Source organism: Desulfonema magnum (assembly GCF_017377395.1).
GTDB lineage: Bacteria > Desulfobacterota > Desulfobacteria > Desulfobacterales > 4be13 > Desulfonema_C > Desulfonema_C magnum.
In genome coordinates this window covers 1491070-1517782 of sequence record NZ_CP061800.1, presented here as the reverse complement: position 1 = coordinate 1517782, position 26713 = coordinate 1491070, and the positions used below count along the sequence as shown (strand labels likewise).

The window sequence follows — 26713 nt, the reverse complement described above, 5'->3', positions numbered from 1 at the left end:
ATGATGTTGTATTTCAATCAGCCGGCGTGTGTCAGGTGCCGCCTCAGCAGGTGACAACTTGAGTTATATAATATTTTTGATAAAATTTTTTGTAGAAATATCAAACCCGGGTATGGATACTTTACCATTTTTTTTATTGCATTTGCTGATTTCAAATTGTAAGTTTATACTTCATATAAGGTATGCAGAGATTTATACCTATTGATATTGTTGGATATGAAGCAAGTACCTGAGCAGAAGTTTTTATATATCTTTTCCTGCGGGCGGCGGAGAACTCCGGGGATTTTCAGCGAGGAAGGGAGCATGATCCGGGGAAAATCCGGGTTTCTTTTCCGGGCAGATATCAAAAAACTTATGGTCTGATACTTATTTGGCAGGGGTGATATTCTAAGTTGTTTCTGATTGTGTCAGGTAATTTTAAAAATTTTTTCCGGAGGTAGAGAATGATCAGTTTGAAAAGAATTCTTTTTTTGCTTTTTCTGTTTTTGCTTATTACTGTTTTTGGCTGTAAATCCGATGAAAAAAAGAAAGAAACCTACCTTGAAAAAGGTAATGCCTATTTTGAAAAAGGGGAGTATAAAAATGCGGAAATTGAACTTAGGAAGGCGCTGCAGATTGACCCCAAATACACTAAAGCTCGGATAAAACTTGGTGAGACCTATCTGAAGCTTGCAAAAGCCGAAGAAACTTTCAGCGAATATTCAAGGGCTGAAAGCCTTGCCCCGGACAACGCAGATGTCAAATTTAAGCTTGCAACGTTTTATTTTCTTGCCAGACAATTTGAGGAAGCAAGAAAACGAGTTGATTTTGTTCTGAATAAGGAGCCCAACAATGTTGATGCCCTGCTTTTGTCCGCGGGAATATGGGAGCAGGCTCAGAAATTTTCTCAGGCTGAAGCTGATTTAAAAAAGGTTTTGACTATTGACAGTAAGCAGCCGCGCGTTTATCCGAACCTGGCCCGCGTGCTGGAACGTCAGGAAAAATTTGACGAAGCTGAAAAAATTTTGAAGGAAATCGTTGAACGTGACGCCAAAGACGTAAAATCCCGCCTTGCTCTTTTCAATTTTTATATCAACAGAAAAAATATTGACCAGGCTGAAGCGGAGTTAAAAAAAGCCGTTGAGATGAATCCGAAAAACGGAAATCTTCAGACTGTTCTTGGCAACTTTCACTTTATGCGGAAACAAACAGATAAGGCAGAGGCCGCATATCTGAAGGCCATTGAAATTGAACCTGAAAACATAAAATTTTATATGGTTGCAGCCAGATTTTACGAAGTTGTCGGTAAAAAAGATAAATGCCTGCCCATGTATCAGAAGGCTCTGGAACTCAAACCTGATAATATCGGGGTCATACATTCACTCGCCAGATTTTACTTTAAAGACAAGAAACCGGATGAGGCTGAAAAATATATTGCAGAGGTTTTGAAAAAAAGCCCGGGCTATTTCCCGACCCGGCTGCTTAAAGGAGAACTTCTTGTTGTCAAGCGCGAGTTTGAGGAAGCTGTCAAATTACTTGAGGAACTGGTCAAAGATGATCCTAAGGCTGAACGCGCACATTATTTTAAAGGGGTCGCTCATTTCGGCACAAACCAGTTAAGAGAAGCAAAGACGTCTCTGACAGAGGCTGTCAAATTACAGCCAAGATATGTAAAGGCAAAACTCATGCTGGCCGATATTTATCTCCGCGAACGAAATCTCGATCTGGCTGAAAATGAAAGTAAGAGCATTCTTGCAATGTCACCTGAAAATTATCAGGCAGCCATGACCCTTGCCAATACTTATCTGTATAAGAAAGAATACAAGAAGGCAGAGACGATGTTCAACTCACTGATCAAACTGGAACCTGATAATCCCGCGGGCTATTACCGTCTCGGACTTTTATATCGTCAGCAGAAAAACTACGATTCTGCCATGTCAAATTTTGAAAAAGCCATGTCTTTTAATCCCAAACTGATGGACGTTTTTACCAATATTATCTTGTTGCACGCCTCAAAAAAAGAGTTTAATACGGCCGTTAAAAAGTGTGACAGGCAGATGAAAAAGGTGAAAGAATCTTCCGCGGCGTTGGCAATCATCGAAAATTTAAAAGGCGGGCTTTATCTTGCCCAGGGCAAAACAAAGAAAGCTGAAAAATCTTTCAAAGCAGTTCTGAAACACAATCCGGATTCCATCCGTGCTTACTATGCACTGGCGGAAATTTACCTTAAAGATAAAAAAGAGGATGAGGCTATTGCTCAGTATGAGGCTATTCTTAAGAGAGTGCCGGACCGGGCAAATCCCCACATGCTTATCGGTACGATTTACGAGATGCAGAAAAAGTTTGATCTTGCAGAAAAACATTACAGAAAAGCGCTTGAAATTGACCCCGGATTTGCACCGGCTGCCAACAACCTCGCCTATCTGCTTGCTGAACACAAAGGAGACCTTTCTGTTGCTCAGACCCTTGCCCGGGATGCACAAGCCAAGCTTCCCAATGATCCCGGGGTGATGGATACGCTTGGATGGATTTATTATAAAAAAGAGATGTACGACAATGCGATAATGCAATTTGAGGGCAGCCTGAAAAAACTCCCTAAAAATCCCATCGTACATTATCATCTTGGTTTGGCGTATTATAAAAAAGGAAAGACAGACCGCGCAAAAGAAGAACTGCAAGCAGCCCTTGATCTGGATAAAAACTTTGACGGCGCGGACGAGGCAAAACGGATATTGTCCGAATTGTAAACTTGATGTTTTGGTGTTTAGTGTTTAATATTTAATACTGACAATTATTAAACACTGAACACCAGACACCGGACAACAGACACCAATGAAATTTTTTTCGTTTAAAATATTTATCTTATGTATTCTTTTACCGCCGGTTCTTTATATATTTTCAATACAATACACAGAGAACCATCTCAGGCACAGGTATGCAGACGAGATTGAAGAAATTTATATCGGCGACACAGGCCATCTGTTTGACGGAAGTCTCAGGCTGAAAGATGCCATTGAGAAAAATATTGATCTCTATATTCAGAGCAAGCCCCTGATATCATGGGGTGTAAACTTAAATGTAACTGTCATTACAAAACGAGGTAAAATTTTATATCCGCCAGTTTTTGAAGAAGAATTTTCAGATCCTCTGCGGCCTCCGGATCTCATGGAAATCGCTGCGGATAATTACAGGCTTATGAATGAAGGTCCCGAGGTTGTCATTGACCTGAAGATCGGTCATAATACGCTGTTTTCGAATGTAATCCTCTTTTCTTATATCCTGATCGTTCTGCTTGTGCTTTATTTTTATTACAGGGCAGGTGTCCGAAAGCTCAGACAGGCAGAATCGGAGAAGGCCAGGGAAATAGACCGGCTCCTTGAACAGGAGAAAAATCATTTTGAAACATTAAAATCCCTGGAGCGGGAGCGCGAAAAACTGAGTTCTGAATCCGCACGAATAAAAAAAACGCTTGAAAATGAGAAGGTCAAGGCCAGCCGGAATGAAGATGAGATGATAGAAGAAATTGTCGCGCTTGAGGAAAAATTCAAAAAAAATCTTGCGCTCCAGAATGAGCAGCAGGAGGAAATCAACACCTTAAAAGAAGAAATAAAACGCCTTGAAAAAGGCGGGCGTAAAGAAAGCAAGCCAAAAATAAAGGACTCGGATGCCAAGCGATTCAGAGCGCTTTACAAAAATTTGTCCATTAATGAAAGGGCTATCAGCGGCTTTGCCGGGCTTTCAGATGACTTGAAAATAAAAGGTGAGGAGATCATTCACCAACTGAACGAAAACCCTGATATCGTGACAATTAAAAGAAAAGTGTTCGGAAAAAAAAGCCGGCATACCATTCTGGAGGTGATATTCGGATATAAGGGACGCCTTTATTTCAGCAGATCAAAAGATAACAAGATTGAGGTGCTTACCATCGGCACTAAAAACAGCCAGACAAAAGACCTTGAATTCTTAGATAACCTTACGCTTAAATAATTTCTCATATCAATTTCGAAAACCAATCCCTGCCTCAGATCTGTTTCTGATTTTTGGTGACTTTTATTTTATCCAAAAAGCAGCTCACACTTTTTGAAGGCGTGTTGAAATGAAATTTCAGCGCAGCCCGGGAAATTCTCTCTCGAATTGTCAGGCGAAGAAATAATGAGAATACTAAAAAGGTGTTACAGCAATGGGAAATAAATCTAAAAAATTTGCAGATATCCTTTTTCCTATATAAAGATGAAGAAGTTCAGATTTTAGATATTCCGCCGGAAAAAAGGCAAATACATACTGAAACATATGATTTTAATGTGGAAACACTTGTAAAAAATTTTGAAGATGAGGATATTTTTATTCCAAGTTTTCAAAAAATTGGACTTTGGACAAACAAATTTGCTTTAAAACAATTGTCTAAAATAATTACATTATTTTTAATTGTCATTAAATGCAAATAATATCAAACGGTTATAGCTATTTTTCTGTATTTAGCTATAATGGTCTGATTTTATTGAAATATATTTATTCGGGAGTTTGGGAAAATCAGCAGTTGCTCAAACTCCCAAATAAATAATTAACAAAAATATCAATATGATAGAATGACAAATAATATTTTATAATTATTTTAAATAGTTAATGTCTTATATTATTAAATCAGTGTGATATATAACATTTTCATTTTGGGTTGATATTTTGTCCAAAGTCCAAAAAGAAAGTATGTAATGTCCGCTTCCTGTAGTCTGTCTGACACAAACAAGTGACGAAAAGCCGGCAGTCACAGATGGAAATCAGCGATTAAATTCTTTACGTTTATTTTTGGACTTTGGACAAACAAATTTGCTTTAAAACAATTGTCTAAAATAATTACATTATTTTTAATTGTCATTAAATGCAAATAATATCAAACGGTTATAGCTATTTTTCTGTATTTAGCTATAATAGTCTGATTTTATTGAAATATATTTATTCGGGAGTTTGGGAAAATCAGCAGTTGCTCAAACTCCCAAATAAATAATTAACAAAAATATCAATATGATAGAATGATAAATAATATTTTATAATTATTTTAAATAGTTAATGTTTTATATTATTAAATCAGTGTGATATATAACATTTTCATTTTGGGTTGATATTTCGTCCAAAGTCCAATTATTTATAAAGAATGATTTCCTTTTAAGAAGTTTGTCAGTATATCCTGAATTGGAGCTTTGCTTTTCAAATTTTCTGATGCTTCGGACCGGAGCATTTTATTACCTGTCTTGTTCATAAGGAACGCCGTCCGTCGCTGGTGCGGCACAATCATTATCAACGAAAGGTATCATACTGGGGTGATGAAAATGTCACAAACCGGGCTGACAATTGCGATCCCATTTTTATTCCGTATTTTTTTTATGACTTAAAAATCAGCCAGTTAAAAAATGCGGGGAACAAAAATGGGATCAGCTTTTTCAGAGCCTTGGAAACATTTTCATCACCCCAGCATCATACCGAGAATTTGGTAAGGCACACGACCCCCTGAAATTTGCAATTTGATCTGCAATGCGTCAGCAAACCCAAAGACCAATGCCCCACCAAATACGCCAAACAGATTCCATTTCCCCAAAATCATAGCACCAGGGGCCATAAAGCCCCTGCCCTTGTCATCAAGTTATCAAAATGCCCAGGCTCTCCGCGGAAAAATCATGCTCCGTCCGAGTCATCAATCATGCGGCCTGCGATGATATCCTTCTGCTGATCTTCAGCAATATTAGCTGATTTTTTAAACAGTATCACCATAATTTTCTTGAATCATTATTATTTTTTTTAAGATCAGGTGAATTTTATAAAACTTGTTGCACAGATATTTTTTCATAGTATATATAATAAATTGTTTATAGATTTGTGTCATCATTATAAATATCTGATTATATTTGAATAATCTGCACTGGAATTCTTTTTTGCAAATATCTGACAGGGTGTCTGGTGTTCAGTGGTCGGTGTCAGGAAAAAATTAAGTACCTGAGCAAAAGTTTTTTATATATTTTTTTTCTGCGGGCAGCGGAGAAACCCGGCTTTTTCCTTTGTCGGAGATGCGTCATTCCGGAAAAAAAGCCGGGTTTCTTTCTCGGGCGAATATTAAAAACTTATGATTAGGTACTTATAAAACTTTCATCATTCATTATGACGGGCTTTTACCATGAAAATACTGTCTGAAACCCCGGGTTTTTTATCTGTTCTGACTGAAAATATTTTCATAACCGGGGAGTGAAAAAACCAGCTTTTTCATGAGCGTTTATATGAAAGTGTCAGGTGTTAAGTGTTAAGTGTTAGGAAAAACTGTAAAACTTTCATGTTTCGCTGTGAGCGGACCGCTCATGGCCGTTTATATGAAAGTGTCAGGTGTTAAGTGTTAAGTGTTAAGTGTTAGGAAAAACTGTAAAACTTTCATCATTCGTTGTGACCGGCAGTTCATGGCCGTTTATATGAAAGTGTCAGGTGTCAGGTGTTAAGTGTTAAGTGTTAAGTGTTAAGTGTCAGGAAGAACTACAAAACTTTCATCGTTCGTTGTGACCGGCAGTTCATGGGAGTTTATATGAAAGTGTCAGGTGTCAGGTGTCAGGTGTTTAGTGTTAGGTGTTAAGTGTTAGGTGTTAGGAAAAAATATAAAATTTTCATCGTTCGTTGTGACCGGCAGCTCATGGCCGTTTATATGAAAGTGTCCGAAGTGACTGAAGTTAATAAAGTGACTGAAGTTAAAAGTTCTTTCATGTTTCGTTGTGAGCGGACCGCTCATGGCCGTTTATATGAATAAATCCTTGAAAAAAATTATTATTGGCGGGATAATCCTGCTGATTATGGTCACATTCTTTCAAATAGGGAGGTATGACACTATGGTTGCCAAAAATACGTCAAAGGTTATAAAACTCCCTGAATCCCGATATGACAGCGACGTGTCCGTGGAAAGAGCATTACATGAAAGGCGGTCCGTCAGAACTTACGGTGAGAGGGCTGTCACGCTCGCTGAAATTTCTCAGTTGCTCTGGGCTGCCCAGGGAATGACACACGCGGAGGGATTCAGAACCGCACCTTCGGCGGGTGCGCTTTACCCCCTTGAGATCTATGTTGCAGTAGGAAAAGCAGATAAGCCTGACGCGGGTATTTACAAATACAAACCTCACACACATGAACTGATAAAGACCGCAGAAGGTGATAAAAGAGCGGCACTCTGCCGTGCCGCATTAGGTCAGAGTGCCATAAAAAAGGCCCCTGTTGTTCTGGTATTTTGCGCGGTTTATGAGCGGACAACGAGAAAATATGGCGAGCGGGGCATAAGATATGTCCACATAGAGGTGGGACATGCGGCCCAGAATGTCTTTTTACAGGCAGTTTCATCAGGGCTTTGTACTGTCCCTGTCGGCGCTTTTGATGACAATGATTTGAAAAAAATAATGAATCTTGATGCGAACGAACATCCTCTTTATATCATGCCGGTCGGACCAGCAAATGAATAATTCAGATCTTTATTCAGCCTTTCAACGAATACAGAGGCGAAAATAAAACAGAATATAGATGTTGAGCAGCTTTGGCTTTAAAAGTGAAGATGGGCGGATATCTGGCTTGGAGACCGGAAATGAAAGATGAAGACAAAGACAAAACACAGCTTATCGCTGAATTAAAAGAATTGCGCCAGCGGGTGGTCGTGTTGGAAGTGGAAGAGTACAGAGTTGCATTTGAACATTCAAAAGATGCAATTATATGGGTCGAAACTGAGCGGGGACTGATCATTAACTGCAACAAATCAGCAGAATTGCTTTTTGAAAAGACACGGGAGGAGATTGTCGGATATCTTCAATTAACGCTTCATCCGCCTGAAAAAGCTGAATATTATGTCAGAACATTTAAGATTCAGACAGAGAGAAAATATAATTTCGGTTATGAACAGAACTATGGATTTGCCTATGAAGGAGAAGTGATAACCCGATCAAAAAAAATTATACCTGTTTATATCACCGCTTCTGTGACAATGGCCGGAAACAAACGGATCATTCAGCAGACGTTTCATGAGATTTCCAGATACAAACGAATAGAAAATGTGCTGAAAAAGACGCTGACGTTTGCAGAGGGCCTGATTGATTCGGTTCCGTATATGATCTTTTGTAAAGACAAGAAAGGCGTTTACCTGGGATGCAATACCGCGTTTGCGGAATTTGCGGGAGTTCATAAGAACAAAATTATCGGAAAAACGGATTTGGACATTTTTCCGGAAAAAATAGGCGAACGCTTCCGTAAACAGGATGAAGAGGTTCTCACTAAAATTGAACAAAAATTCAGCGAAGAATGGGTCACAAATTCGGAAAACAGAAAAATCCTGCTGCATACGCTCAGAACCATTTACTACGGACATGATGACAAGATTATGGGTATCATCGGAATCACCCGGGACATTACCGAAGAAAAGCAAAATCTGGAAGCTTTCAAAAAAGCTGAATCTGCCAAACGACAGCAGATAATGGATGCGGTAAAACAGACCAATAAAAATTTTACGGTCGTAAAAGAACAGCTCAGTCAGCAGAATATCAAGTTAAATGAAACTCTCCAGGAAGTCGAGGAAGCAAAACACCAGCTAAAGCTGAAAAATACTGAGTCAAACGAAAGTCTCCGCCAAGCTGAGGAAGCAAAGAAACAGCTTAATCTCAAAAATATTGAACTGAACAAAACCCTCCGGGAAGCTGAGGAAGCCAAAAAACAGCTTCATCTCAAAAATGACAAGTTAAATGAAATGCTTGTACAGATCAAGGAAGCAAAAAAACAGGTTAATTTAAAAAATAATGAGTTAAATGAGGCGCTTCAAGAAGCCGAAGAGACAAAAAAACAGCTCAATCTCAAGAACAGTGAGATCAACCAGACCCTTGAGCAGGTCGAGGAAGCGAATCAGAAGATAATGAGCAGCATCCGGTATGCCAAAGTCATACAAAGCTCTTTGCTGCCGAATTTGGACGGAACGAGTATTTATCTCCCGGACAGCTTTGTGATCTGGATGCCCAGGGATGTTGTGGGCGGAGATATCTTTTTTAAGGATTCTTTTGAGAGCGGCTTTGTGATTGCAGTGATTGACTGCACGGGGCACGGCATTCCCGGCGCGTTTATGACCATGATCGCGTCTTCCGGCCTGAGAAGAATCATAAAGGATGAAGGGTGTCGGAATCCTGCCCAGATACTGAAAGAACTGAATTTCATCGTCAAGACATCACTTCAGCAGGATAAAAAGGACGCACCTTCTGACGACGGCCTGGATGCCGCCATATGTTTTGTGTCTGACCTCAGATGGCCCGGCGCGCCCGAACCTTACTATTTTGCCCTTACGTTTGCGGGCGCAAGACTGCCCCTGTACTATGTTCACAATGATGAGGTAAAGGTCATCAAGGGAGACAGGCAAAGCATTGGCTATAAAAAATCCGATCTGAAATTCAATTTCACCAATCATACGATTCGGCTTGAAAAAGGGATGTCTTTTTATATGGCAACAGACGGATTTACAGATCAGGTCGGGGGAAAAAAGAGGCGAAGGTTCGGCACCAGCCGATTTAAAAAATTGCTGAAAGAAAACGTGCGTCTCCCTTTTGAGGAACAACGGGAAGTATTTATTCAGACGTTTGAAGAATTCAGGGGGGATAATGAAAGGCGGGATGATCTGACAATGGTGGGATTCGCTTTTAAACAGTTAAGAAAAAAACCATGACTTAGGAATGATTCTGATTCAGAGGCAAAATCCTCTTTTTCTGGCCCATTCTGTTCCCACGCTATTTCCCAGTTCATACGCTTTCTGAAAATCGCTGCATGCACGCTCAAAATCATCTAAATCCGCATAGATGTATCCCCGGTAAATATAAGCCAGAGAATAATTTGGATCCAGATGAACAGCCTGGGTAAAATCCTTTATGGCCCGCTTATAATTTCCTGTGTTGTTATAAGCGACACCCCGATTGTAGTAGGCATTTGCATGGTTCGGTCTGAGACGGATAGCCTTGGTAAAAGATTTTATGGCCTGGCGATGTTTATTGGCTTCACCATAAGCAATCCCCTGTCTGAAATAAACACTAACTTTATCTGCTTCATCTGTATCTTGGGAAGGGGCTGAGGTTTCTTCCTCTGGTTCATTATCAGATTTATGTTTTGTCGTCTTATAACATCCCGGATTTTCGGATAAAAAAGATAATACATTTGTATAAGCCGCGTTGATTTCCTTTAATTTTTTTTCGGCTTTTTGTTTCAGCCGGGGATTTTTGGAAGTGACACGGTCCGGATGCCAGATAAAGACCAAATCTTTATGTGCTTTTTTTACTTCTTCGGAAGAAGCCCCCATATTAATTTCAAGTATTTCAAAACATCGCCGAATGTTCATTTTTACAGATCAACCTGTTAATAAAAAAAAGAGAAGTGAGAATTTTTGATCTCATTTTTATGTTTCGTTGTAAGATTATCCGGAGTGCCAAACTTGCAGTTTGGCAGAAAAGTCCCGGTCTGGCGGATATCGGAGAGATTGCCAAACTGCAAGTTTGGCACTCCGGCGCAACAGACATTTTCTTTGTTTTCCTCGTTCCCATGGTTTGCGTCACTGCCATTAAGTTAAGACTCATCCGGGGTGGCAAAAAGAGTTTCCGGCAGGGATGCGAAAAATAATTTTCGCACTCCGGAAGCTTAACTTAATGGCAGGGATGCGAAAAATAATTTTCGCACTCCGGAAGCTTAACTTAATGGCAGGGATGCGAAAAATAATTTTCGCACTCCGGAAGCTTAACTTAATGGCAGTGACGCTTTGCGTGGGAATGCAGAGGGGACGCTTCGCGTCCCGTACAAATCCGAACAGAGAAGCTTGTCAGAGGCATGCTTTCCTCATTCGACGTTATAAACATCTCGGAATTCTCGTTCCCATGCTTTGCGTGGGAATGCAGAGGGAACGCTTCGCGTCCCGTACAAATCCGGACAGAGAAGCTTGTCAGAAGCATGTTTTCCTCACTCGACGTTATAAACATCTCGGAATAGCGTTCCCACGCCAAAGCATGGGAACGAGATCATAAAGTCATCAGTATTCTGCTTGATGCAGGAACATAAACGGAAACAAAGCTACTCCGTTGCAGCTTTCTGACAGGCTTCATCCATACGGGCTTCGACATACCGGATTAACACCTCATCCCGTTCTTCAAGATCGAAACACACAGCATCTTCGCCGAGCAGTCCCTCCGGTACAAAGTCGCCTTTTTCTTCCGGGTCTGCAATCATCTCACCATAAAAACAGATTGAAAGCCATCGGGGATCATCTTCAATGACATCAACCATAACAAAAAGGTCCTTTTTTTTCTGAGATGCATGAACAGCTCTGAGAGAATAGGTGAGACCGGGGCGCTGCATGAAGTCGAGAGTGACACCTTCTTTTCTACTCAGGTATTCCCTGAAATGCAAAAATACTTCTTTGTTCTTTTCAGGGGTTTCTTTCCATTCTTCAATAAACGCGTTCAGTTCCTGCTCAGTTTCTTTTTTCATATTCAACTCCTTACATTCTGTATCATAATTTTTTATATGTTAAACAGCAGTGATAAGGCAGTGCTGAGGTTACATACTGAGTTCGTAGTTCCGCCTTTAGGCGGTGTGACACCGCCTAAAGGCGGAACTACGAACTGAAGGTATATTCTTTTCCGGAAATCACCTTAGGCGATTTCCAAGAATAAACGCTCATGAAAAAGCCGGGTTTTTCACCCCCGGTTATGAAAATATTTTCAGATAAAAAACCCGGGTTTTCAAAATGTATTTTCACGGTAAAAATACCGGGGCTTCCTTCAGTTCGCCGAAAATTCAGCTTGTGCTTAATTTTGAAAAACTGTCCGAGCCATTGTCAGATATTGACAACTTTTAAAAGGCTCATCAGATAAGGCTACTCTGAAAATAACAGTTTCACCCAGCTTAAAGCTGCAATTCCCTGAGCTGCCGCCACAATATAAAGCGGTATAAAGGCTATCGTATATCGCTTTTTACGTTTCATCCAGTTTTTTGTCATTTTTGACAATGTTAAATAATAAATCCAGTCCGAGTCTTTTTCAATACCCGAATAGGAAATCACAGCCACTGTCAAAGCCAGAATAAAAACCAAAGTCTTTTCAATGAGTAACCCTTTGAGCGGACCGAAACTCTCCATCATATATTTCATAAGGGGATTACCTTCCAAAAAAACATCCCCCTGAATACCTTTTAATGTAAAGCAGACATCCAAGCCTGCAAAGAGAATATAAGCTGCAATACCCATTAACAGATGCCTGGTCAGTCTTTTATTAACTAATTCCATAGATACGTTTTCATAATGAATTGTTTTCCGAGTATTAATGTCTGAATTCGGCGTGTATCTGTATCATAATAATAGATATGTAGGGTGACCCACCGAAATTCAGTAAACTATTAAGTTTAAGTTTCATAAAAGGGTAAGTCAAGACGTTTTTTTGATGAAAGAACAAAATTACAGGGAAGTCGGATAAGAACAGAATTTTTTCTTCCGCTTCTTATCCGAATTTCTTGTCATTTTCACCCGGGGCCTCCCCGGACAGCTGCCAGCCATGGACCCAGTCTCTTACATTTTCTTTCTGAACCACTCTGTCACCGCACAGCCTGCCAGAAACAGCATCATGAATACCGAAATAATCAGAGCCTCAGGAGACAGGGCTGCCCCCCCTTCAGCCGAAGCACTGATAAAACAACTGCTGTCACTGTCTCCGCCGTTACTGCTGCTTTTTTTGGCACTGCCAGGTCCTGACGGATCTGTAATGAAGCCGTTTTTTATGCCGTCAGCATCACCAAACCCGCCGTCTTTCAGTTCCAGTGTGACGGATTTTCTGTCCTTGCTGAACACCGCATGCGCCGAATAATTCTGCCAGCCGTTTACAGAATCGTATTTATACCACCCGGTATCATATGACACTGCCTCGGAAAGATAAACCGTCACCTTGGCTGTCTCATCGGGATTCCCGAGTTTTATTTTAAAACTGATGAGTCCCAGCGGCATATCTTCCGGCCGGTTCACCATGTCAGAAATACTATCCGGGGACACAGACTTCACGGACTCAATGGAAACAACATTTACAGACCCGCTGATTCCCATATGCCAGTCTCCTGCCTCGGCTTTAACCGACTTGATATCATTCTGGGCGCTGTCAGGTGTTCCGTCCTGGTTCAAATCAACGGTGTCATCAGCTTCCTGATCATCCGGCACACCGTCTGCATTTACATCATTTTCGGTTGCAAGGGTTGTGAATGAATAGATTGCTGACCATTCAGAAGCAGTGTCCTTGTCATTGTAAAATCGGACTCTCCAATAGTATGTCCTGCCCTCATCCAAAACCGATTCCGGAGCCGTCAGTGACGTGACATGAGAATCACTTGTCTTTTCAAAAACAAGAGCGGAGAAATCAGGTGATTCGCTGATCTGCCACAGGGTCCTGTCATGGACATAACCCGGTGCGGACAAGGCTTTTACTCGGAGTTCAGGTGTTAATGTCACATTTGCCTGAGCATCATTCGGCAGAGAAAGATCAGGCTTATAAATGCCCGGGCTTACTGTCACCGTGACTGAATCAGTGTCAGTATCGCCGTCATTATCCGTTGCTTTGAAAACAACCGTATAAATTCCCGCGGCCGAGAACGTCACATTCCCCGGAACTTTGAAATCAGAATTTTCCGCGCCGCCGCCAAAATCCCAGGAATAAATAAATGGCCCGTTCCCGTTCGTAACTTCTCCCTCAAAATAAACTGAGCCGCCCTCATTAATGGTTATGTCCGAAGCCGGAGATATTATTGAAGCCGAGGGAATGGTATCGCCTGAAGCTTTGTTGACCGTGACCAGGACAGACGCGTTGCTCGTATCGCCGTCATTGTCCGTTACTGCAAAGGTGACAGTATAATTCCCCGCAGAGGAGAATGTCACATTCCCCGGAACTTTGAGATCAGCATTTTCCGCGCCGCCGCCAAAATCCCAGAAATAAATAAATGGCCCGTTCCCGTTCGTCACTTCTCCCTCAAAATAAACTGAGCCGCCCTCATTAATGGTCATCTCCGAAGTCGGAGATGTTATTGAGGCTGTCAGAGCAGTATCATCTGAGACTTCGTTGACAGTGACCTGAACAGACGCGCTGCTCGTATCTCCGTCATTGTCCTTTACTGTAAATGTGACAGTATAAACTCCCGTAGTGGAGAAGGTCATGCCTCCGGGAACTTTTGTGACAGAATTCACAGCGCCGCCGCCAAAATCCCAGGAATAGATAAACGGCTCATTCCCGTTCACAACCGCTCCCTCAAAATAAACCGAGTCCCCTTCACTGATGACGCTGTCCGAATCCGGAGAGGTTATTGAAGCTGTCAGGGGAGTCTCGTCTGAAACTTTGTTGACCGTGACCTGAACAGACGCGCTGTTCGTATCGCCGTTATTGTCTGTTACAGTGAAAGTGACGGTGTAAACGCCCGCTGCGGAGAAGATCACGTTTCCGGGAATGTCTGAGACAGAATCCACAGCGCCGCCGCCAAAATCCCAGGAATAGATAAACGGCCCGTTCCCGTTCACAACCGCTCCCTCAAAATAAACCGAGTCTCCTTCACTGATGACCGTATCTGAAGCCGGAGACGGTATTGATGCTGTCGGAACCGTGTCCGCGGCAGCTTCATTTACCGTTACCGTGACAGAGGTTCTGCTGGTATCCCCGTCATTGTCTGTTACCGTGAATGTGATACTGTAAACGCCGGAATAGAGGAATGTCACATATCCCGGAGTTTGAAAGTCGGAATTCACAGCGCCGCCGCCAAAATCCCAGAAATAAGTAAACGGCGCGTTCCCATTTGTAACATATCCCTCAAAATAAAGCGAATCCCCTTCATTGATGATCCTGTCCCAAGCCGGAGACGCTATTGACGCAAGCGGCGCGGTATTGACCACCGCTTTTTTTACTGTTATTTTTACTGAGTCACTGCTTGTATCTCCGTCATTATCCGTTGCGCTGAAAGTGACAGCATAAACGCCCGCGGTGGCAAAAGTCACATGTCCGGGAACTTCGAGATCAGCATTTTCCGCCCCGCCGCCAAAATCCCACAAATAGACCAATGGTGCATTTCCATTGGTGACAGTCCCCTCGAAATGAACAGCTTCGCCCTCACTGATAGTCATGTCCGAACCCGGAGAGGTGATTGATGCCGCGGGTTCGGTATCCGCGGCCACTGTTATTTTTACCGAGTCACTGCTTGTATCTCCGTCATTATCCGTTACGCTGAAGGTGACAGCATAAACGCCCGCGGTGGCAAAGGTCACATCGCCGGGAACTTCGAGATCAGCATTCTCAGCACCGCCGCCAAAATCCCATAAATAGCTGAATGGCGCATTTCCATTGGTGACACTCCCCTCGAATTTGACCGCGTCGCCCTCATTGATGGTCATATCTGAATCCGGTGACACCACTGACGCGGCAGGTTCAGTATCAACCGGCTCTTCGACGACTGTGATGGTTACGGATGCGCTGCTCATGTCTGAGTCATTATCTGTTACTTTAAAAACAACGGTATAAACTCCCGGATTTTGAAAGCTGGTATTTCCCGGATTTTTCCAATTGGAGTTTACAGCGCCGCCGTCAAAATCCCAGGAATAGCTAAACGGCCCGTTTCCATTTGTAACGTCCCCCATAAAATAAACAGAGTCGCCCTTATTGATGGTCACGTCTTCGGAAGGAGAGATGACGGATGCGACAGGTTCGGTATCCGCATATACGGTTATGATTACGGATGCGCTGCCTGTGTCTCCGTGTCTGTCCGTTACTGTGAAAGTGACGGTATAAACCCCTGTCGTGAAAAAGGCCACATATCCGGGAACTTTTTCCTCGGAATTCACAGCGCCGCCGTCAAAATCCCAGGAATAGGTCAACGGGGATTCGCCATTTGTGACATCGCCTTGAAAATAAACGGACTCTCCCTGATTAACAGCCATATCCCAAGCCGGAGACGTTATTGACACAACAGGTTCGGTATCGGGCCTGTTTACCGTGACCGTCGCTGTCTCCGTGTCACTGCCTCCGGGCCCGCTCACTGTCAGTGAAACCGTGTATGTTCCTATCTCGGGATAAGTATGAGCCGGGGGATTTTCCTTGGTGCTTACTGCTCCGTCACCAAACTCCCATACCCATAACGTAATATCGCCCAGGGATTCATTTGCGAATTGCACGGCCAGCGGTGTTTCTTTGCTTTCCTCGGTGCTGAACTTAGCGGTGGGCGGCGGTTCGCTGACCTTTATGTGACCTGTTTTTATTTTGGTATCTTCTTCTCCGAGTCCGCTGACAGTCAGAGAAACCGTGTATGTTCCTGCCTCAGAATAAATGTGTTCGGCAGATTGGAGAATGCTGGTGGTACCGTCCCCGAAATCCCATAACCATTCGCTCACCTCCCCTGCGGACCGGTCCGTGAATTGCACAGTCAGCGGTGCGTCTCCGGCAACAGGTTCGGCTCTGAATTTGGCCGTCAGCGGAAACTCGGAAGTCAGTTTTATATTCACCTCGGCAGTTCTGTCCCGCGGGACAAAAACAGCTTCCGTATCTGTCAGAAATCTTTCCGCTTCCGCTGTCAAAATGAACAAAAAATCGGATTCACAGGGCAGATAATATTTTCCATCGGCATCTGTTATTGTCTTACAGTGCATATGCCCGTTATCATCTGTCAGTGTCAGAAATGTTGTCACATAAGAGGGCGTGACCTTTCCGTAAACAAGTCCGGTGAACACACGTTCGGGCAGGGTCACTTTCAGCTCGTATTCTGTTTCTTCATAAGATGTCTGAGAGCCCTGAGCATCAGGATCGCAAAGGGTAATTCTCGCGTAATAAACACCGTCCGAAGGACAGTCAAATTCAGCCGACTCAGCCTCGGCCCTTATGATAAGGGTCTGTGCATCTGTGTCATAAATCTCAATAATTGTGCAGCAGTTCTCGCTGATACATTCTGCGGTAATCTTGTATGTTTCCCCGTTCAGCGCATAGAACTTTACCCAGTCTTCATCGCTGACAATATGAAAATTATGAAGCTGGTACCATTTATATGCCGGGTTCTGCTGACTGGGCAGGTGTTCATTGCTGATGGCGATGAGAGCGGCGCTTTCCCGGGTGTCGTCAGATTCATACTGATCCGGGGCAGTCGGAGGTTTCACTGTTATTGTAACTGAATCGCTGGCTGTTTCTCCGTGTTTATCGGTAACAGTAAAAGTAACAGTATAATTTCCCTCAGTTCCGAATGTGACCGGTCCGGGAGTTTCCGAATCAGAATCCGAAGCCGCACCGTCAAAATGCCATGAATATGTGAACGGTGCGTCGCCATTCGCAGCAAGCCCTTTAAAATTAAGTGACTCGCCTTCATAGAGCGTTTTATCTGAATCTGGGGATGTTATTGAGGCGGTGAGCGCGGCTTCAACTGTGATTGTCACTGATGCTTCGGACCTGTCTCCGTCATGATCAGTGGCGGTAAAGGTGACAATATAAACCCCTGCTGTTTGGAAAAATACATTCCCGGGGTCTTCTACATCCGAGTTGACAGCGCCGCCGTCAAAATCCCATAAATAGGCCAGCGGCGCATTTCCTTGTGTCACGGTTCCCTGAAAATTAAGTGAAGTGCCTTCTTTAATGGTCATGTCCGAAGACGGAGAGGTGATGACCGTGTCCGGTTGGGTATCAGGGATGACTGTCACCGTCACAAAGGTATTGCCCGTATCCCCGTCATTGTCAGCAGCAGTAAAAGTGACCGTGTAAACGCCGGGGGTTTCAAAAACCACATTTCCGGGGATTTTCAAGTCAGAATTGACAGCACCGCCACCAAAATCCCATAAATAAGTGAGCGGTGCATTTCCCTCAGCAACACTTCCTTGAAAATAAATCCAATCTCCCTCATTAATGGTGGCATCTGAATACGGAGATGTGATGGACACGAGCGGTTCGGTATCAGGAGGCAGAGGGACGAGGGTTATATTCACTTCGGTCCCCTCATATCCTTTGGCAACAACCTCCCGGGTATGGGGTTCATATCCTTCTGCCTGAGCTGTCAGGGTAAATGTCGAACCGGAAACAGGTCTGGGGGTGTGGAGCATATAATAATATCCGTCTGAATTTGTCATGGTTTTACGCTGTATCTCTTCGGTATCGTCCGACAGCGTTAAAAATGCCGCCGCGTCAGAGGGCGTTATTTGTCCGTAAATAACCCCGGCGCACAGGCACGCGGGGGTGGTCAGCTGGAGTTCATATTCTGTTCCCTCTCCGTAAAACGCGTCACATCCTTCCGCACTTGGATCGCACAGGGTGATCCGGGCATAATAAAAGCCTTCAAAAGTACATTCCCATTCCACATATTCAGGGGAATCCCCGGGACCGGAATAGTCATCTGCCTGTTTTAGCAGTGTTTGTCCGTCTATGTCATACAGTTCAATCACTGTGTCGCAGTTTTCACCGATACATTTGGCGACAATTTTATATGTTTCGCCTTTGAGCGCATAAAATTTGACCCAGTCTTCATCATTGACGTTGTAAAAATTACGGGACTGAAACCAGTCATAGCCCGGGATATGCTGAGTGAACGGATTCTGATTGTTGAGCGGGATGATCTTGGCGATTTCCCATGTATTGTCGGGTTCGTACTTATCCGGCAAAGCCCACAGACTTGTTGGCGCGAACACGGAAAAACACATCAGCGTTACCCAGCAAACAAAGAAAATTTTCACCACGGTTAAATAGGTATTCATTTTTATTTCCATTATGGTTCTCCTTTACCGTGAAAATACATTTTGAAAAGCCGGGTTTTTTATTTGAAAATATTTTCATAATCGGGGGCGAAAAAACCCGGCTTTTTCATGAGCGTTTATTTTAAATGATTCATATTCATCAGATCAAAAATTCCGCATCAGACCTGCAAATCCTCGTTTCCATGTTTCGCTTTTATGACGCGAAACATCTCGGAACTGCGCTTCCGCGCCAAAGCATAAAAACGATATAAGATTCTGATCTGTTTTTGCATTTTGTTTTTTTAAAATTTCAGCAGATCGAAAAGTTTTCGGGGTGTCACAAGGCGGACACGGCGAACGGGGGAGAAACCCGGCTTTTTCCGGCGGGGAAGATCGCCTCGTCCTGAAAAAAAGCCGGGTTTCTTTGCGCACAGCGCACAGTCCGGAAACATTTCAATCTGCTGAATTCTTTGTTTTTAAACTGTTACCACTTATCGTCTATCAGCTCAAGCAGAACCCCGTTCACCTTCTTAGGATGTATAAAGGCAAATTCGCAGTCACGGAAAGGTCTGACACCGCCGATAAAAGGATAATCTTTTTCTTTTAATTCGGCCACAGATTCACGGGTGTTATCCACATTGAAGCTGACGACCATCACGCCCTCACCCTGTTTCTCGATAAACTTGGCCACCTTTCCGTCCGGCGAGGTGGATTCCATCAGTTCAAAGCCCACTTGGCCCACCATGTATCTTGCCACCTTGATTTTTTCAGGCGCATCAATATACTCGTCATCTGGTCCGGATTTCCCCAATATGGGTTCCCAAATTTTTCGGGCATCATCTATGCTCCTGACAGCAATACATATATGATCAACTTTGTTTACTTTCATCATTATCTCCTTAAGTTAAAGGAAAAGCTAAGGGTTAAAGAGAGGTCGGACGCCCCCGATAATGCCCGATCAAATCTCCCATTCGACAATATGATCTGTCAGTTGCTCGGGATGAACATATTTCTCGGAGATCACTTTATCGCGTATCGAAATACCGGCCTCATGAACGGTCTGATCACTGCCGGAGCGTAGCGGATGCCACCACGGCAGTTCCTTACCCTCGGCCAGAAGACGATAGGCGCAGGTTTTTGGCAGCCAACGAATCTCTTTTACCTTAGCCGGCTCCAATATCATACAAGTCGGTACCAGCAGGGTCCGGTTCTGATAAGATTTGCAGCGGCATTTTTTTATATCCAACAGAAAGCAGGCAACATCGGTATAAAAAACCTCGCCTGTATCCATGTCCTCCAATTTTCGCAAACAGCACAGCCCGCAGCCGTCGCATAATGATTCCCACTCCTCATGAGTCATCTGTGAGAGGGATTTTGTTTTCCAAAAAGGTTCCTGAAACTCAGACATAAAGACATCCTTTGTAACAATCACTCGAAGCGCAAATTTTTTTGTAAAAGAAACCTATAGCGAAAAAAATTTGGGAAAGCAAATTTTTTTGTCATTGTGGCTGAAGCTGTTGCAAATATCCCGTGCCTACGGATTTTTTGCAAACACGGACATAATATGGGCAGAAAAAATCCCCCTTTACAATGTCTGTAAAAAAGAGTAATAGTTGTAGAATTGAAAAATATCTCTTCATCTCACATCATCCCGAAAGAAACAATGACACTCAACATTAAAACCAAGATACTTCTGAATGGTGTGCTGTCAGTTGTCATATCCATCATGTTGGTGACAGCCATTATCTTTTTTTTACTGTGGGAGCAGAGCGAAAAACGGGCACAGCAGGAAATTTGCCATGCTGCCAAAGTGATCCGTCTCCATATCCGGGAAATGGAATCCGTTATGAAAGAGACCGCCATCAGGATCAGTAATAATCAGGAATACGCGAACAAAGCAAATTTTATCCAGGAAAATAAGGGTAACAAATCCCTGGCAGAGATGCTGGACGGAGAAAAAAGGGAACTGACAATATCGCTGTATGAAGTGGCAATGGCCAGCCGCATTCCCATGCTGGTTCTTTACAATGCTGCCGGCAAACGCATGTGCGCTGTCAGTCTGGAAAGCCATCAGGCCCGCCTGAGTTATCTGTCAGATCATGACGAAGGACATTTATGGGAGGCTGTTGTTCCTCCTGGTGTTCCTCCCCGGACCGAACAATGGCAGAAAAAAAACAGGCTTCGGCAAACCTTTTTGAAACACAGACTCCCCCTGCCGGAAACTCCGAACACGAGTATTGAAGAACGAGACAATTGCCTCCGAGTGACAGCCGTGTCACCTCTCCGGGTCAGCATTTTGAATCCTGATACGCTGAAACTGGAACTCGTTCAAAACGGACTGGTACAAGTCTCTCGCCGCCTGGATGCTCCTTTTATCCGCAGCCTGTCAGATATGACAGACAAAGAAATCAATCTTTTCCTGGGAATAAATTTGAATGTGGGAACGTTAAGCTCATACACTTCTCTGGAAAAAGAATATCTTTTGAATCATAAGACTTCCCAAATTTCCGAGTCTCCTCAGCTCGCCGGCCAAGTATCTGTTGTTTCAGAACGCCCGGATTCATCCCATATGATTGATACAAAAAAAATCATATACAAAGAACGCCGTGTCAGCGAAGGAAATTTTTTTGAGGGACTTGTCGCTGTTCTGATAAAAGATCGTGTTATCGGAGCATTCAGTGTGCTGCTGTCACAAGAGGAAACTCGGAAGGCCCGGCAACAGATCATCAGAATGCTTTTTTTTGTTGCAATGATAAGTATCCTCATTGTCACGCCCCTTACATGGTTTTTAGCGATAAAAGAGATTATTGAGCGGGAACAGATGCAAAAAGAACTGGCCAGACATCGGGATCATCTTGAAGAACTGGTGGAAGAGCGTACAGCGGAACTGGCCTCTGCCAATGAACAACTGGACCAAAAAAATAGCGACCTTAACAAGACCCTTGAAAAAGTTGAGGAAGCCAACAGGGAAATTACGGAGAGTATCACATATGCCAGAACCATACAGCGGTCTCTGCTTGCCCCTTTGGAAACAGTGAAATCCTGTCTGCCTGACAGCTTTTTTATCTGGAAGCCCTGCGAAATTGTCAGCGGAGATATTTATCATATTGACAGATTTGAAGACGGCGTTCTTATCTCAGTGATTGACTGCACCGGACATGGCGTACCCGGAGCATTCATGACCATGCTTGTTTTTTCCGCTATCAGAAGAATCACGAGGACTGAGAAATGCCATGACCCCGCGGAAATTCTGAACCGTCTGAATTATATTATTAAAAAAACACTTCAGCAGGACACAGAACATGCGCTTTCCAATGATGGCCTGGATGCTGCCATATGCTTTGTTCAGTTGTCAGAGAAAGAACAATTGGTAACAAACAACGCCTCGGTGATTTTTGCAGGGGCAAAATTGCCGCTGATTTACATTCAGAATGAGGAATTAAAAGTCATCAGAGGCGACAGGCAGAGCCTGGGCTATAAAAATTCTGACCTGAATTTTAAATTCACCAATCATAGGATTCCCATTGAAAAAGGGATGTCCTTTTATATGTATAGCGACGGCTTCACAGATCAGCTTGGCGGGAAAAAAGGGCTTCGTTTCGGCAACAGTCGTTTAAAAAAACTTCTGAAGGAAAATGTGCATCTGCCATTTGAAACACAGCGGGAAATACTCATTCATGTTTTTAATGAATGGCTAGAACACGGGGAATATGAAAGGCAGGACGATGTAACGGTCGCGGGATTCGGATTTCCTCGGTAGCGTGTAGGGTGGGTGAAGCGAAGCGCAACCCACAGCAGAAGGTGGGTTGCGCTTCGCTTCACCCACCCTACGTTTTTTGTATCGGGTATATTGTTTACCGTGAAAATACATTTTGAAAAGCCGGGTTTTTTATCTGAAAATATTTTCATAACCGGGGGTGAAAAACCCGGCTTTTTCATGAGCGTTTATTTCGAGTTCCCTAATAGTTCCTGAAAACATTTTTAATCAGATATATTTTATATATTTTACAATCAGTTAGCCTGATCAGGATATTTATTGCTGTACTTAACTGGTATTAAAACAGTTGATAATTTTTTTTTATTCGTGTATGTGAAATCAATATTTCAGACAATTTTTATAATTTACTGTTTTTTTATAAGCGTGTCATATTTCGCTATTGGAAATTTAAATTACATAATTCAAATAGGTTAAGGTTGTGGATAGTCTTGGTTTCCCCAAATTGTCCCGATAGAATTCACAGAATGAAACCAAAAAGCTCGTGCCGCTTTAAAGGCCGCGAATACATATGGTTGGGAACGTATCCGATTTCCCCATATAAATTTGTATCAGCTAAATGAAGCAGGTTCATCAGGGAGGGAAACAAGGTATATGGAAGACATCAAAAAAGGAGGTATAGTATCAGTATAATAATATCACCAGGAGTGAATGGTAATGGTGAAGGGGGATTATCAAAGAATAATCCGCCATTGTATCAAAGGAGAAGAAAAATTTATGGAACATAAGAAAACGGAGCCGGAAAACAGTGAAACTATCCTCAGGGTCGAAGATGTATGGAAAATTTTCGGCAAGGACACGGATGTCCGTAATCTTCTTAGTTCTGACATACGCAATGCCTCAAAAGAGGAGATAAACAAAACCCGCTGTGTGCTGGGACTCCGGAATATTTCATTTAATGTCAGACGGGGTGAATTCTTTGTGATTATGGGACTTTCCGGCAGCGGGAAATCCACACTGATCCGATGCCTGATTCGTCTCATTAATCCTTCAGCGGGAAAGATTATTGTCAATAATGAGGATATCTGTGCTTTTGATAAAGAGCAGCTCATGAATTTTCGCCGTTATACCACTGCCATGGTATTTCAGCATTTCGGACTGCTGCCGCATTACACGGTATTAGATAATGTTGCCTATGGGCTGAAAGTCCGAGGCATGTCCAAAGAAGATCGCTATGAACGGGCACGGGAGGCAATTGAAACGGTGGGACTTAAAGAATGGGAAGACTACTTGCCGTCCTCTCTCAGCGGCGGAATGCAGCAGCGGGTCGGCATGGCAAGAGCATTGGCGCAGGAACCGGAGATTCTGCTGCTTGATGAGCCGTTCAGCGGTCTGGATCCCCTGATTCGGCGTCAGATGCAGGACGAACTGGTGGATCTTCAGGTCAGCTTACAGAAAACCATGATATTTGTTACCCATGATTTGGATGAGGCATTAAAATTCGGAGATCGGATCGCCATCATGAAAGACGGGGAGATCATTCAGTTGGGAACTCCTGAAGAGATTATTGCCACACCGGAAAATGATTATGTAAGAGATTTTGTACAAGATGCCTCCCCTGCAAAAGTACTGACTTCAGGACAGATTATGAAAGAACCGGATTTGCTGATCCATGAATGGCAGGGACCTCAGGCAACCCGTCATATGTTCCGATCCGCTAAAGATGAGTTTGCATTTTTTATAAAAAGAAATCGTGAATTTGTTGGGATAATAACACGCAATGATGTGAGGGAACTCGCAAGAAAAAAACAGGGCGCGCTTCACGATATTCTCATCACTGATGTGCCTGTGTGCGGGCCGGATACGATTGTCGAAGAACTGTTTCCCCTTGCGACCTCGAGTCCTTATCCCATCACGGTTATTGATGAGAATAAAAAATTCATGGGGATAATTTACAATCACACAATCATTGACAGCATGTATCAGGATACAGAGGTAGAATAATGTTTGAATTTCCGAAACAATGGGATATTCCGCTGGCAGATTGGATTGATCGCCTGATGGATTGGGTTTTGACAGAATTTGCTGATTTTTTTGATGCAATAGGTATCATACTTCTCAAGGTGCTCCTCTCATTGGAAAATTTTTTTCTGTGGTTGCCTTGGTTCCTGGTGCTGATTCTTGTAGGCATTCTCGCATGGCGGGCCATGGGGCGATGGTGGTACGGATTTATCATTCCCGGGCTTTTTTTCATTATCGGATGCTTTGGTTACTGGGATATGGCAATGATGACGCTGGCGATTGTCGCGGCAGCGGTTATTATCTCGCTGATTATAGGAATTCCCACGGGAATTGTCATGGCACGGAGCAATTTGGCAGAGAATCTGATCCGACCTGTTTTGGATGCCATGCAGACAATGCCCAGTTTTGTTTATCTGATTCCTGCGCTGATGCTGTTCGGACTGGGAAAAGTTCCCGCTGTCTTTGCCACTATTATTTATGCTGTGCCGCCGGTTATTCGTCTTACAAATGTGGGAATACGGGGGGTTCCTGAAAGTGTGATAGAGGCTGCCGAAGCTTTTGGTTCAAATCCCCGGCAGATTCTTTTTAATGTCCAGCTGCCCCTTGCTTTTCCGTCAATTATGGTGGGCGTGAATCAGACCACCATGATGGCGCTGGCAATGGTCGTGGTCGCATCTATGATCGGTGCGCGTACTTTGGGATTGGAAGTGCTGCTGGCAATTAACCGGATTGAAATCGGAAGAGGTTTTGAAGCGGGTCTGAGCATTGTGCTGCTTGCCATTATCATTGACCGGATTACTCACGGATTTGCAGTAAAGCAACAGAAATCATATAAGATATAGCCAAAGCAAATTAACAAGACAGGACAGCGAGGGCTGCCATTTTTTATCACTTATTTTAAACCAGGTCGCCTCCCCTTCGACAGGCTCAGGGAACGACATGGTCCCTGAGCCTGTCGCGTTCCCTGAGCTTGTCGAAGGGAGATAAATAATCGCAAAAAGTGGAATTCTCAGACAGCTTAATTTTAAGCAAAGGAGGTTGTATAAAAATAAAAAATTAACTGATGACTACTCGGCATCAGAAGAAAAGCCCCTGCTGATGTCCGTAAAAAGAAAAAACACGGGAAATCGTTAATGGGACGGGTTTTCAAATTCTTCATTTGAAAACAAAATAAAAAAAACGCAACTATCCTTATACAAAGGAAAAATGGTATTATGAAAAACAAAGGGAAACAAACCGTTATTCGAATTTCGTTTGTCAGTATGATTGTATGTTTGATATTGCTGTTTTCTGTAAGCATGGCTGCTGCCAAAACAAAGATCGTTATCGGAGACCTTGCCTTTGACAGTGCATATGTTAATGATCGGATTGTAAAATTTATCGCTGAAAAAGGTATGGGATACGAAGTGGAGCTTATGCCCGGAGATTCAATTATGCTCATAGCAGGTCTCCGCAAGGGAGATGTGGATGTGATTATGGAAGTCTGGGTGGAGAATAATCAGAAAATTTATGACCAGGGCATAGCAGAAGGTGCTTTTATTGATCTGGGGTCCAATTTTTCAGACAGTTGGCAGGGTTTTCTGGTTCCCACTTACATTATCAAAGGGGATCCTGAACGCGGCATCAAACCTGTTGCCCCGGATCTGAAGTCCGTTTATGATATGGCAAAATACTGGAAAGTCTTTAAAGACCCTGAAGATCCGTCCAAAGGGCGATTCTACAGTTGTATTCCGGGTTGGGGATGTGAAAAAGTCAACAGGGCAAAATTCAAAGCTTACGGGCTTGACAAACACTATAATCTTTTTCTGCCCGGGTCGGATGCTGCTCTGAGCGGTTCCATGGCCGGCGCGTATAAAAAAGGAAAGCCCTGGTTCGGATATTACTGGGCACCGACCTGGCCCCTGGGAGAATTTGATATGACACCGCTTGAAGAGCCGGCATTTGATGAAAAGGTCTGGAATGAAACCAAAGGATGTGCCTATCCTGCTGTAAAGGTGAATATTGCGGTTCACAAGGCAGTGCCTGAGAAAGCGCCTGATCTGGTTGAATTTCTCAAAAAATATGAGACCACTCAGGAAATATGTAACAAATTCCTTTCTTACATGAAGAACAGCAATGCCAAGGCTGAAGATGCTGCAATCTGGTTTTTGAAAAATTATGAGACATTGTGGACCCAATGGGTATCTGAAGATGTGGCGAAAAAAGTCAAAGCTGCTTTAAAGTAAACAAATAGCTGTGATGAACAATATCAGCGGTATTAC

Annotated in this window: 17 protein-coding genes; 11 read left to right on the top strand and 6 right to left on the bottom strand. The window is 43.2% G+C overall.

Going from position 1 to position 26713, the window contains the following annotated elements; translation table 11 throughout:
- Positions 1–443 precede the first annotated feature (443 nt).
- The 5 genes from dnm_RS06020 to dnm_RS06000 all read left to right on the top strand — a co-directional run bounded on the left by dnm_RS06020 (position 444) and on the right by dnm_RS06000 (position 9685).
- Positions 444–2726: a tetratricopeptide repeat protein gene (locus dnm_RS06020; protein ID WP_207681791.1), complete on the top strand. Its 2283-nt coding sequence runs from the start codon at positions 444–446 to the stop codon at positions 2724–2726.
- 85 nt (positions 2727–2811) lie between these two features.
- Positions 2812–3966: a hypothetical protein gene (locus dnm_RS06015; protein WP_207681790.1), complete on the top strand. Its 1155-nt coding sequence runs from the start codon at positions 2812–2814 to the stop codon at positions 3964–3966.
- A 182-nt stretch (positions 3967–4148) separates the two neighbouring features.
- On the top strand, positions 4149–4424 hold the full coding sequence (locus dnm_RS06010; RefSeq protein WP_207681789.1) for a hypothetical protein: 276 nt from the start codon (positions 4149–4151) through the stop codon (positions 4422–4424).
- A gap of 2337 nt (positions 4425–6761) precedes the next feature.
- Positions 6762–7457 (top strand): SagB/ThcOx family dehydrogenase, encoded by a 696-nt coding sequence (locus tag dnm_RS06005; RefSeq protein WP_207681788.1) that lies wholly within the window; start codon positions 6762–6764, stop codon positions 7455–7457.
- 119 nt (positions 7458–7576) lie between these two features.
- The gene (locus dnm_RS06000; RefSeq protein WP_207681787.1) at positions 7577–9685 is read left to right on the top strand and encodes a SpoIIE family protein phosphatase; all 2109 of its coding nucleotides are present in this window, start codon (positions 7577–7579) and stop codon (positions 9683–9685) included.
- 18 nt (positions 9686–9703) lie between these two features.
- Here the strand turns inward: dnm_RS06000 and dnm_RS05995 are convergent, their stop codons facing one another.
- Positions 9704–10348 carry a J domain-containing protein gene (locus dnm_RS05995; protein ID WP_207681786.1) on the bottom strand — a complete coding sequence of 215 codons (645 nt, stop codon included), beginning with the start codon at positions 10346–10348 and terminating at the stop codon, positions 9704–9706.
- A gap of 35 nt (positions 10349–10383) precedes the next feature.
- Between dnm_RS05995 and dnm_RS05990 the strand changes: the two genes are divergently transcribed.
- On the top strand, positions 10384–10626 hold the full coding sequence (locus dnm_RS05990) for a hypothetical protein (protein ID WP_207681785.1): 243 nt from the start codon (positions 10384–10386) through the stop codon (positions 10624–10626).
- Positions 10614–11024 carry a hypothetical protein gene (locus dnm_RS05985; RefSeq protein ID WP_207681784.1) on the top strand — a complete coding sequence of 137 codons (411 nt, stop codon included), beginning with the start codon at positions 10614–10616 and terminating at the stop codon, positions 11022–11024. The genes dnm_RS05990 and dnm_RS05985 overlap by 13 nt, the downstream gene beginning before the upstream one ends.
- A gap of 46 nt (positions 11025–11070) precedes the next feature.
- Here dnm_RS05985 and dnm_RS05980 read toward each other — a convergent pair whose 3' ends face one another.
- From dnm_RS05980 to dnm_RS05960, 5 genes are all read right to left on the bottom strand, one after another.
- Positions 11071–11487: a hypothetical protein gene (locus dnm_RS05980; RefSeq protein WP_207681783.1), complete on the bottom strand. Its 417-nt coding sequence runs from the start codon at positions 11485–11487 to the stop codon at positions 11071–11073.
- Between the two features lie 388 nt (positions 11488–11875).
- Positions 11876–12283 (bottom strand): DUF5658 family protein, encoded by a 408-nt coding sequence (locus dnm_RS05975; RefSeq protein ID WP_207681782.1) that lies wholly within the window; start codon positions 12281–12283, stop codon positions 11876–11878.
- A 279-nt stretch (positions 12284–12562) separates the two neighbouring features.
- Entirely contained in the window at positions 12563–18748 is a 6186-nt protein-coding gene (locus dnm_RS05970) for a PKD domain-containing protein (RefSeq protein WP_207681781.1), read from the bottom strand.
- Between the two features lie 451 nt (positions 18749–19199).
- A complete protein-coding gene (locus tag dnm_RS05965; RefSeq protein WP_207683607.1) occupies positions 19200–19604 on the bottom strand; it encodes a VOC family protein in 405 nt (134 codons plus the stop codon).
- 69 nt (positions 19605–19673) lie between these two features.
- The gene (locus dnm_RS05960; RefSeq protein ID WP_207681780.1) at positions 19674–20123 is read right to left on the bottom strand and encodes a YcgN family cysteine cluster protein; all 450 of its coding nucleotides are present in this window, start codon (positions 20121–20123) and stop codon (positions 19674–19676) included.
- A gap of 255 nt (positions 20124–20378) precedes the next feature.
- Here dnm_RS05960 and dnm_RS05955 point away from each other — a divergent pair, with 255 nt between their 5' ends.
- The 4 genes from dnm_RS05955 to dnm_RS05940 all read left to right on the top strand — a co-directional run bounded on the left by dnm_RS05955 (position 20379) and on the right by dnm_RS05940 (position 26677).
- Complete coding sequence (locus tag dnm_RS05955; protein WP_207681779.1) at positions 20379–22475, top strand: SpoIIE family protein phosphatase; 2097 nt, start codon at positions 20379–20381, stop codon at positions 22473–22475.
- Between the two features lie 732 nt (positions 22476–23207).
- The gene (locus dnm_RS05950; RefSeq protein WP_207681778.1) at positions 23208–24434 is read left to right on the top strand and encodes a quaternary amine ABC transporter ATP-binding protein; all 1227 of its coding nucleotides are present in this window, start codon (positions 23208–23210) and stop codon (positions 24432–24434) included.
- The gene (locus tag dnm_RS05945; RefSeq protein WP_246556227.1) at positions 24434–25294 is read left to right on the top strand and encodes an ABC transporter permease; all 861 of its coding nucleotides are present in this window, start codon (positions 24434–24436) and stop codon (positions 25292–25294) included. The genes dnm_RS05950 and dnm_RS05945 overlap by 1 nt, the downstream gene beginning before the upstream one ends.
- A 372-nt stretch (positions 25295–25666) precedes the next feature.
- Positions 25667–26677: an ABC transporter substrate-binding protein gene (locus dnm_RS05940; protein ID WP_246556225.1), complete on the top strand. Its 1011-nt coding sequence runs from the start codon at positions 25667–25669 to the stop codon at positions 26675–26677.
- Positions 26678–26713 lie beyond the last annotated feature (36 nt).

Excerpts from the sequence above, each read along its gene's own strand:
- dnm_RS06020 (WP_207681791.1), top strand. The coding sequence starts at position 444 with ATGATCAGTTTGAAAAGAATTCTTTTTTTGCTTTTTCTGTTTTTGCTT.
- dnm_RS06015 (WP_207681790.1), top strand. The coding sequence starts at position 2,812 with ATGAAATTTTTTTCGTTTAAAATATTTATCTTATGTATTCTTTTACCG.
- dnm_RS06000 (WP_207681787.1), top strand. The coding sequence starts at position 7,577 with ATGAAAGATGAAGACAAAGACAAAACACAGCTTATCGCTGAATTAAAA.
- dnm_RS05995 (WP_207681786.1), bottom strand. The coding sequence starts at position 10,348 with ATGAACATTCGGCGATGTTTTGAAATACTTGAAATTAATATGGGGGCT.
- dnm_RS05985 (WP_207681784.1), top strand. The coding sequence starts at position 10,614 with ATGCGAAAAATAATTTTCGCACTCCGGAAGCTTAACTTAATGGCAGGG.
- dnm_RS05980 (WP_207681783.1), bottom strand. The coding sequence starts at position 11,487 with ATGAAAAAAGAAACTGAGCAGGAACTGAACGCGTTTATTGAAGAATGG.
- dnm_RS05975 (WP_207681782.1), bottom strand. The coding sequence starts at position 12,283 with ATGGAATTAGTTAATAAAAGACTGACCAGGCATCTGTTAATGGGTATT.
- dnm_RS05970 (WP_207681781.1), bottom strand. The coding sequence starts at position 18,748 with ATGGAAATAAAAATGAATACCTATTTAACCGTGGTGAAAATTTTCTTT.
- dnm_RS05965 (WP_207683607.1), bottom strand. The coding sequence starts at position 19,604 with ATGAAAGTAAACAAAGTTGATCATATATGTATTGCTGTCAGGAGCATA.
- dnm_RS05960 (WP_207681780.1), bottom strand. The coding sequence starts at position 20,123 with ATGTCTGAGTTTCAGGAACCTTTTTGGAAAACAAAATCCCTCTCACAG.
- dnm_RS05955 (WP_207681779.1), top strand. The coding sequence starts at position 20,379 with ATGACACTCAACATTAAAACCAAGATACTTCTGAATGGTGTGCTGTCA.
- dnm_RS05950 (WP_207681778.1), top strand. The coding sequence starts at position 23,208 with ATGGAACATAAGAAAACGGAGCCGGAAAACAGTGAAACTATCCTCAGG.
- dnm_RS05945 (WP_246556227.1), top strand. The coding sequence starts at position 24,434 with ATGTTTGAATTTCCGAAACAATGGGATATTCCGCTGGCAGATTGGATT.
- dnm_RS05940 (WP_246556225.1), top strand. The coding sequence starts at position 25,667 with ATGAAAAACAAAGGGAAACAAACCGTTATTCGAATTTCGTTTGTCAGT.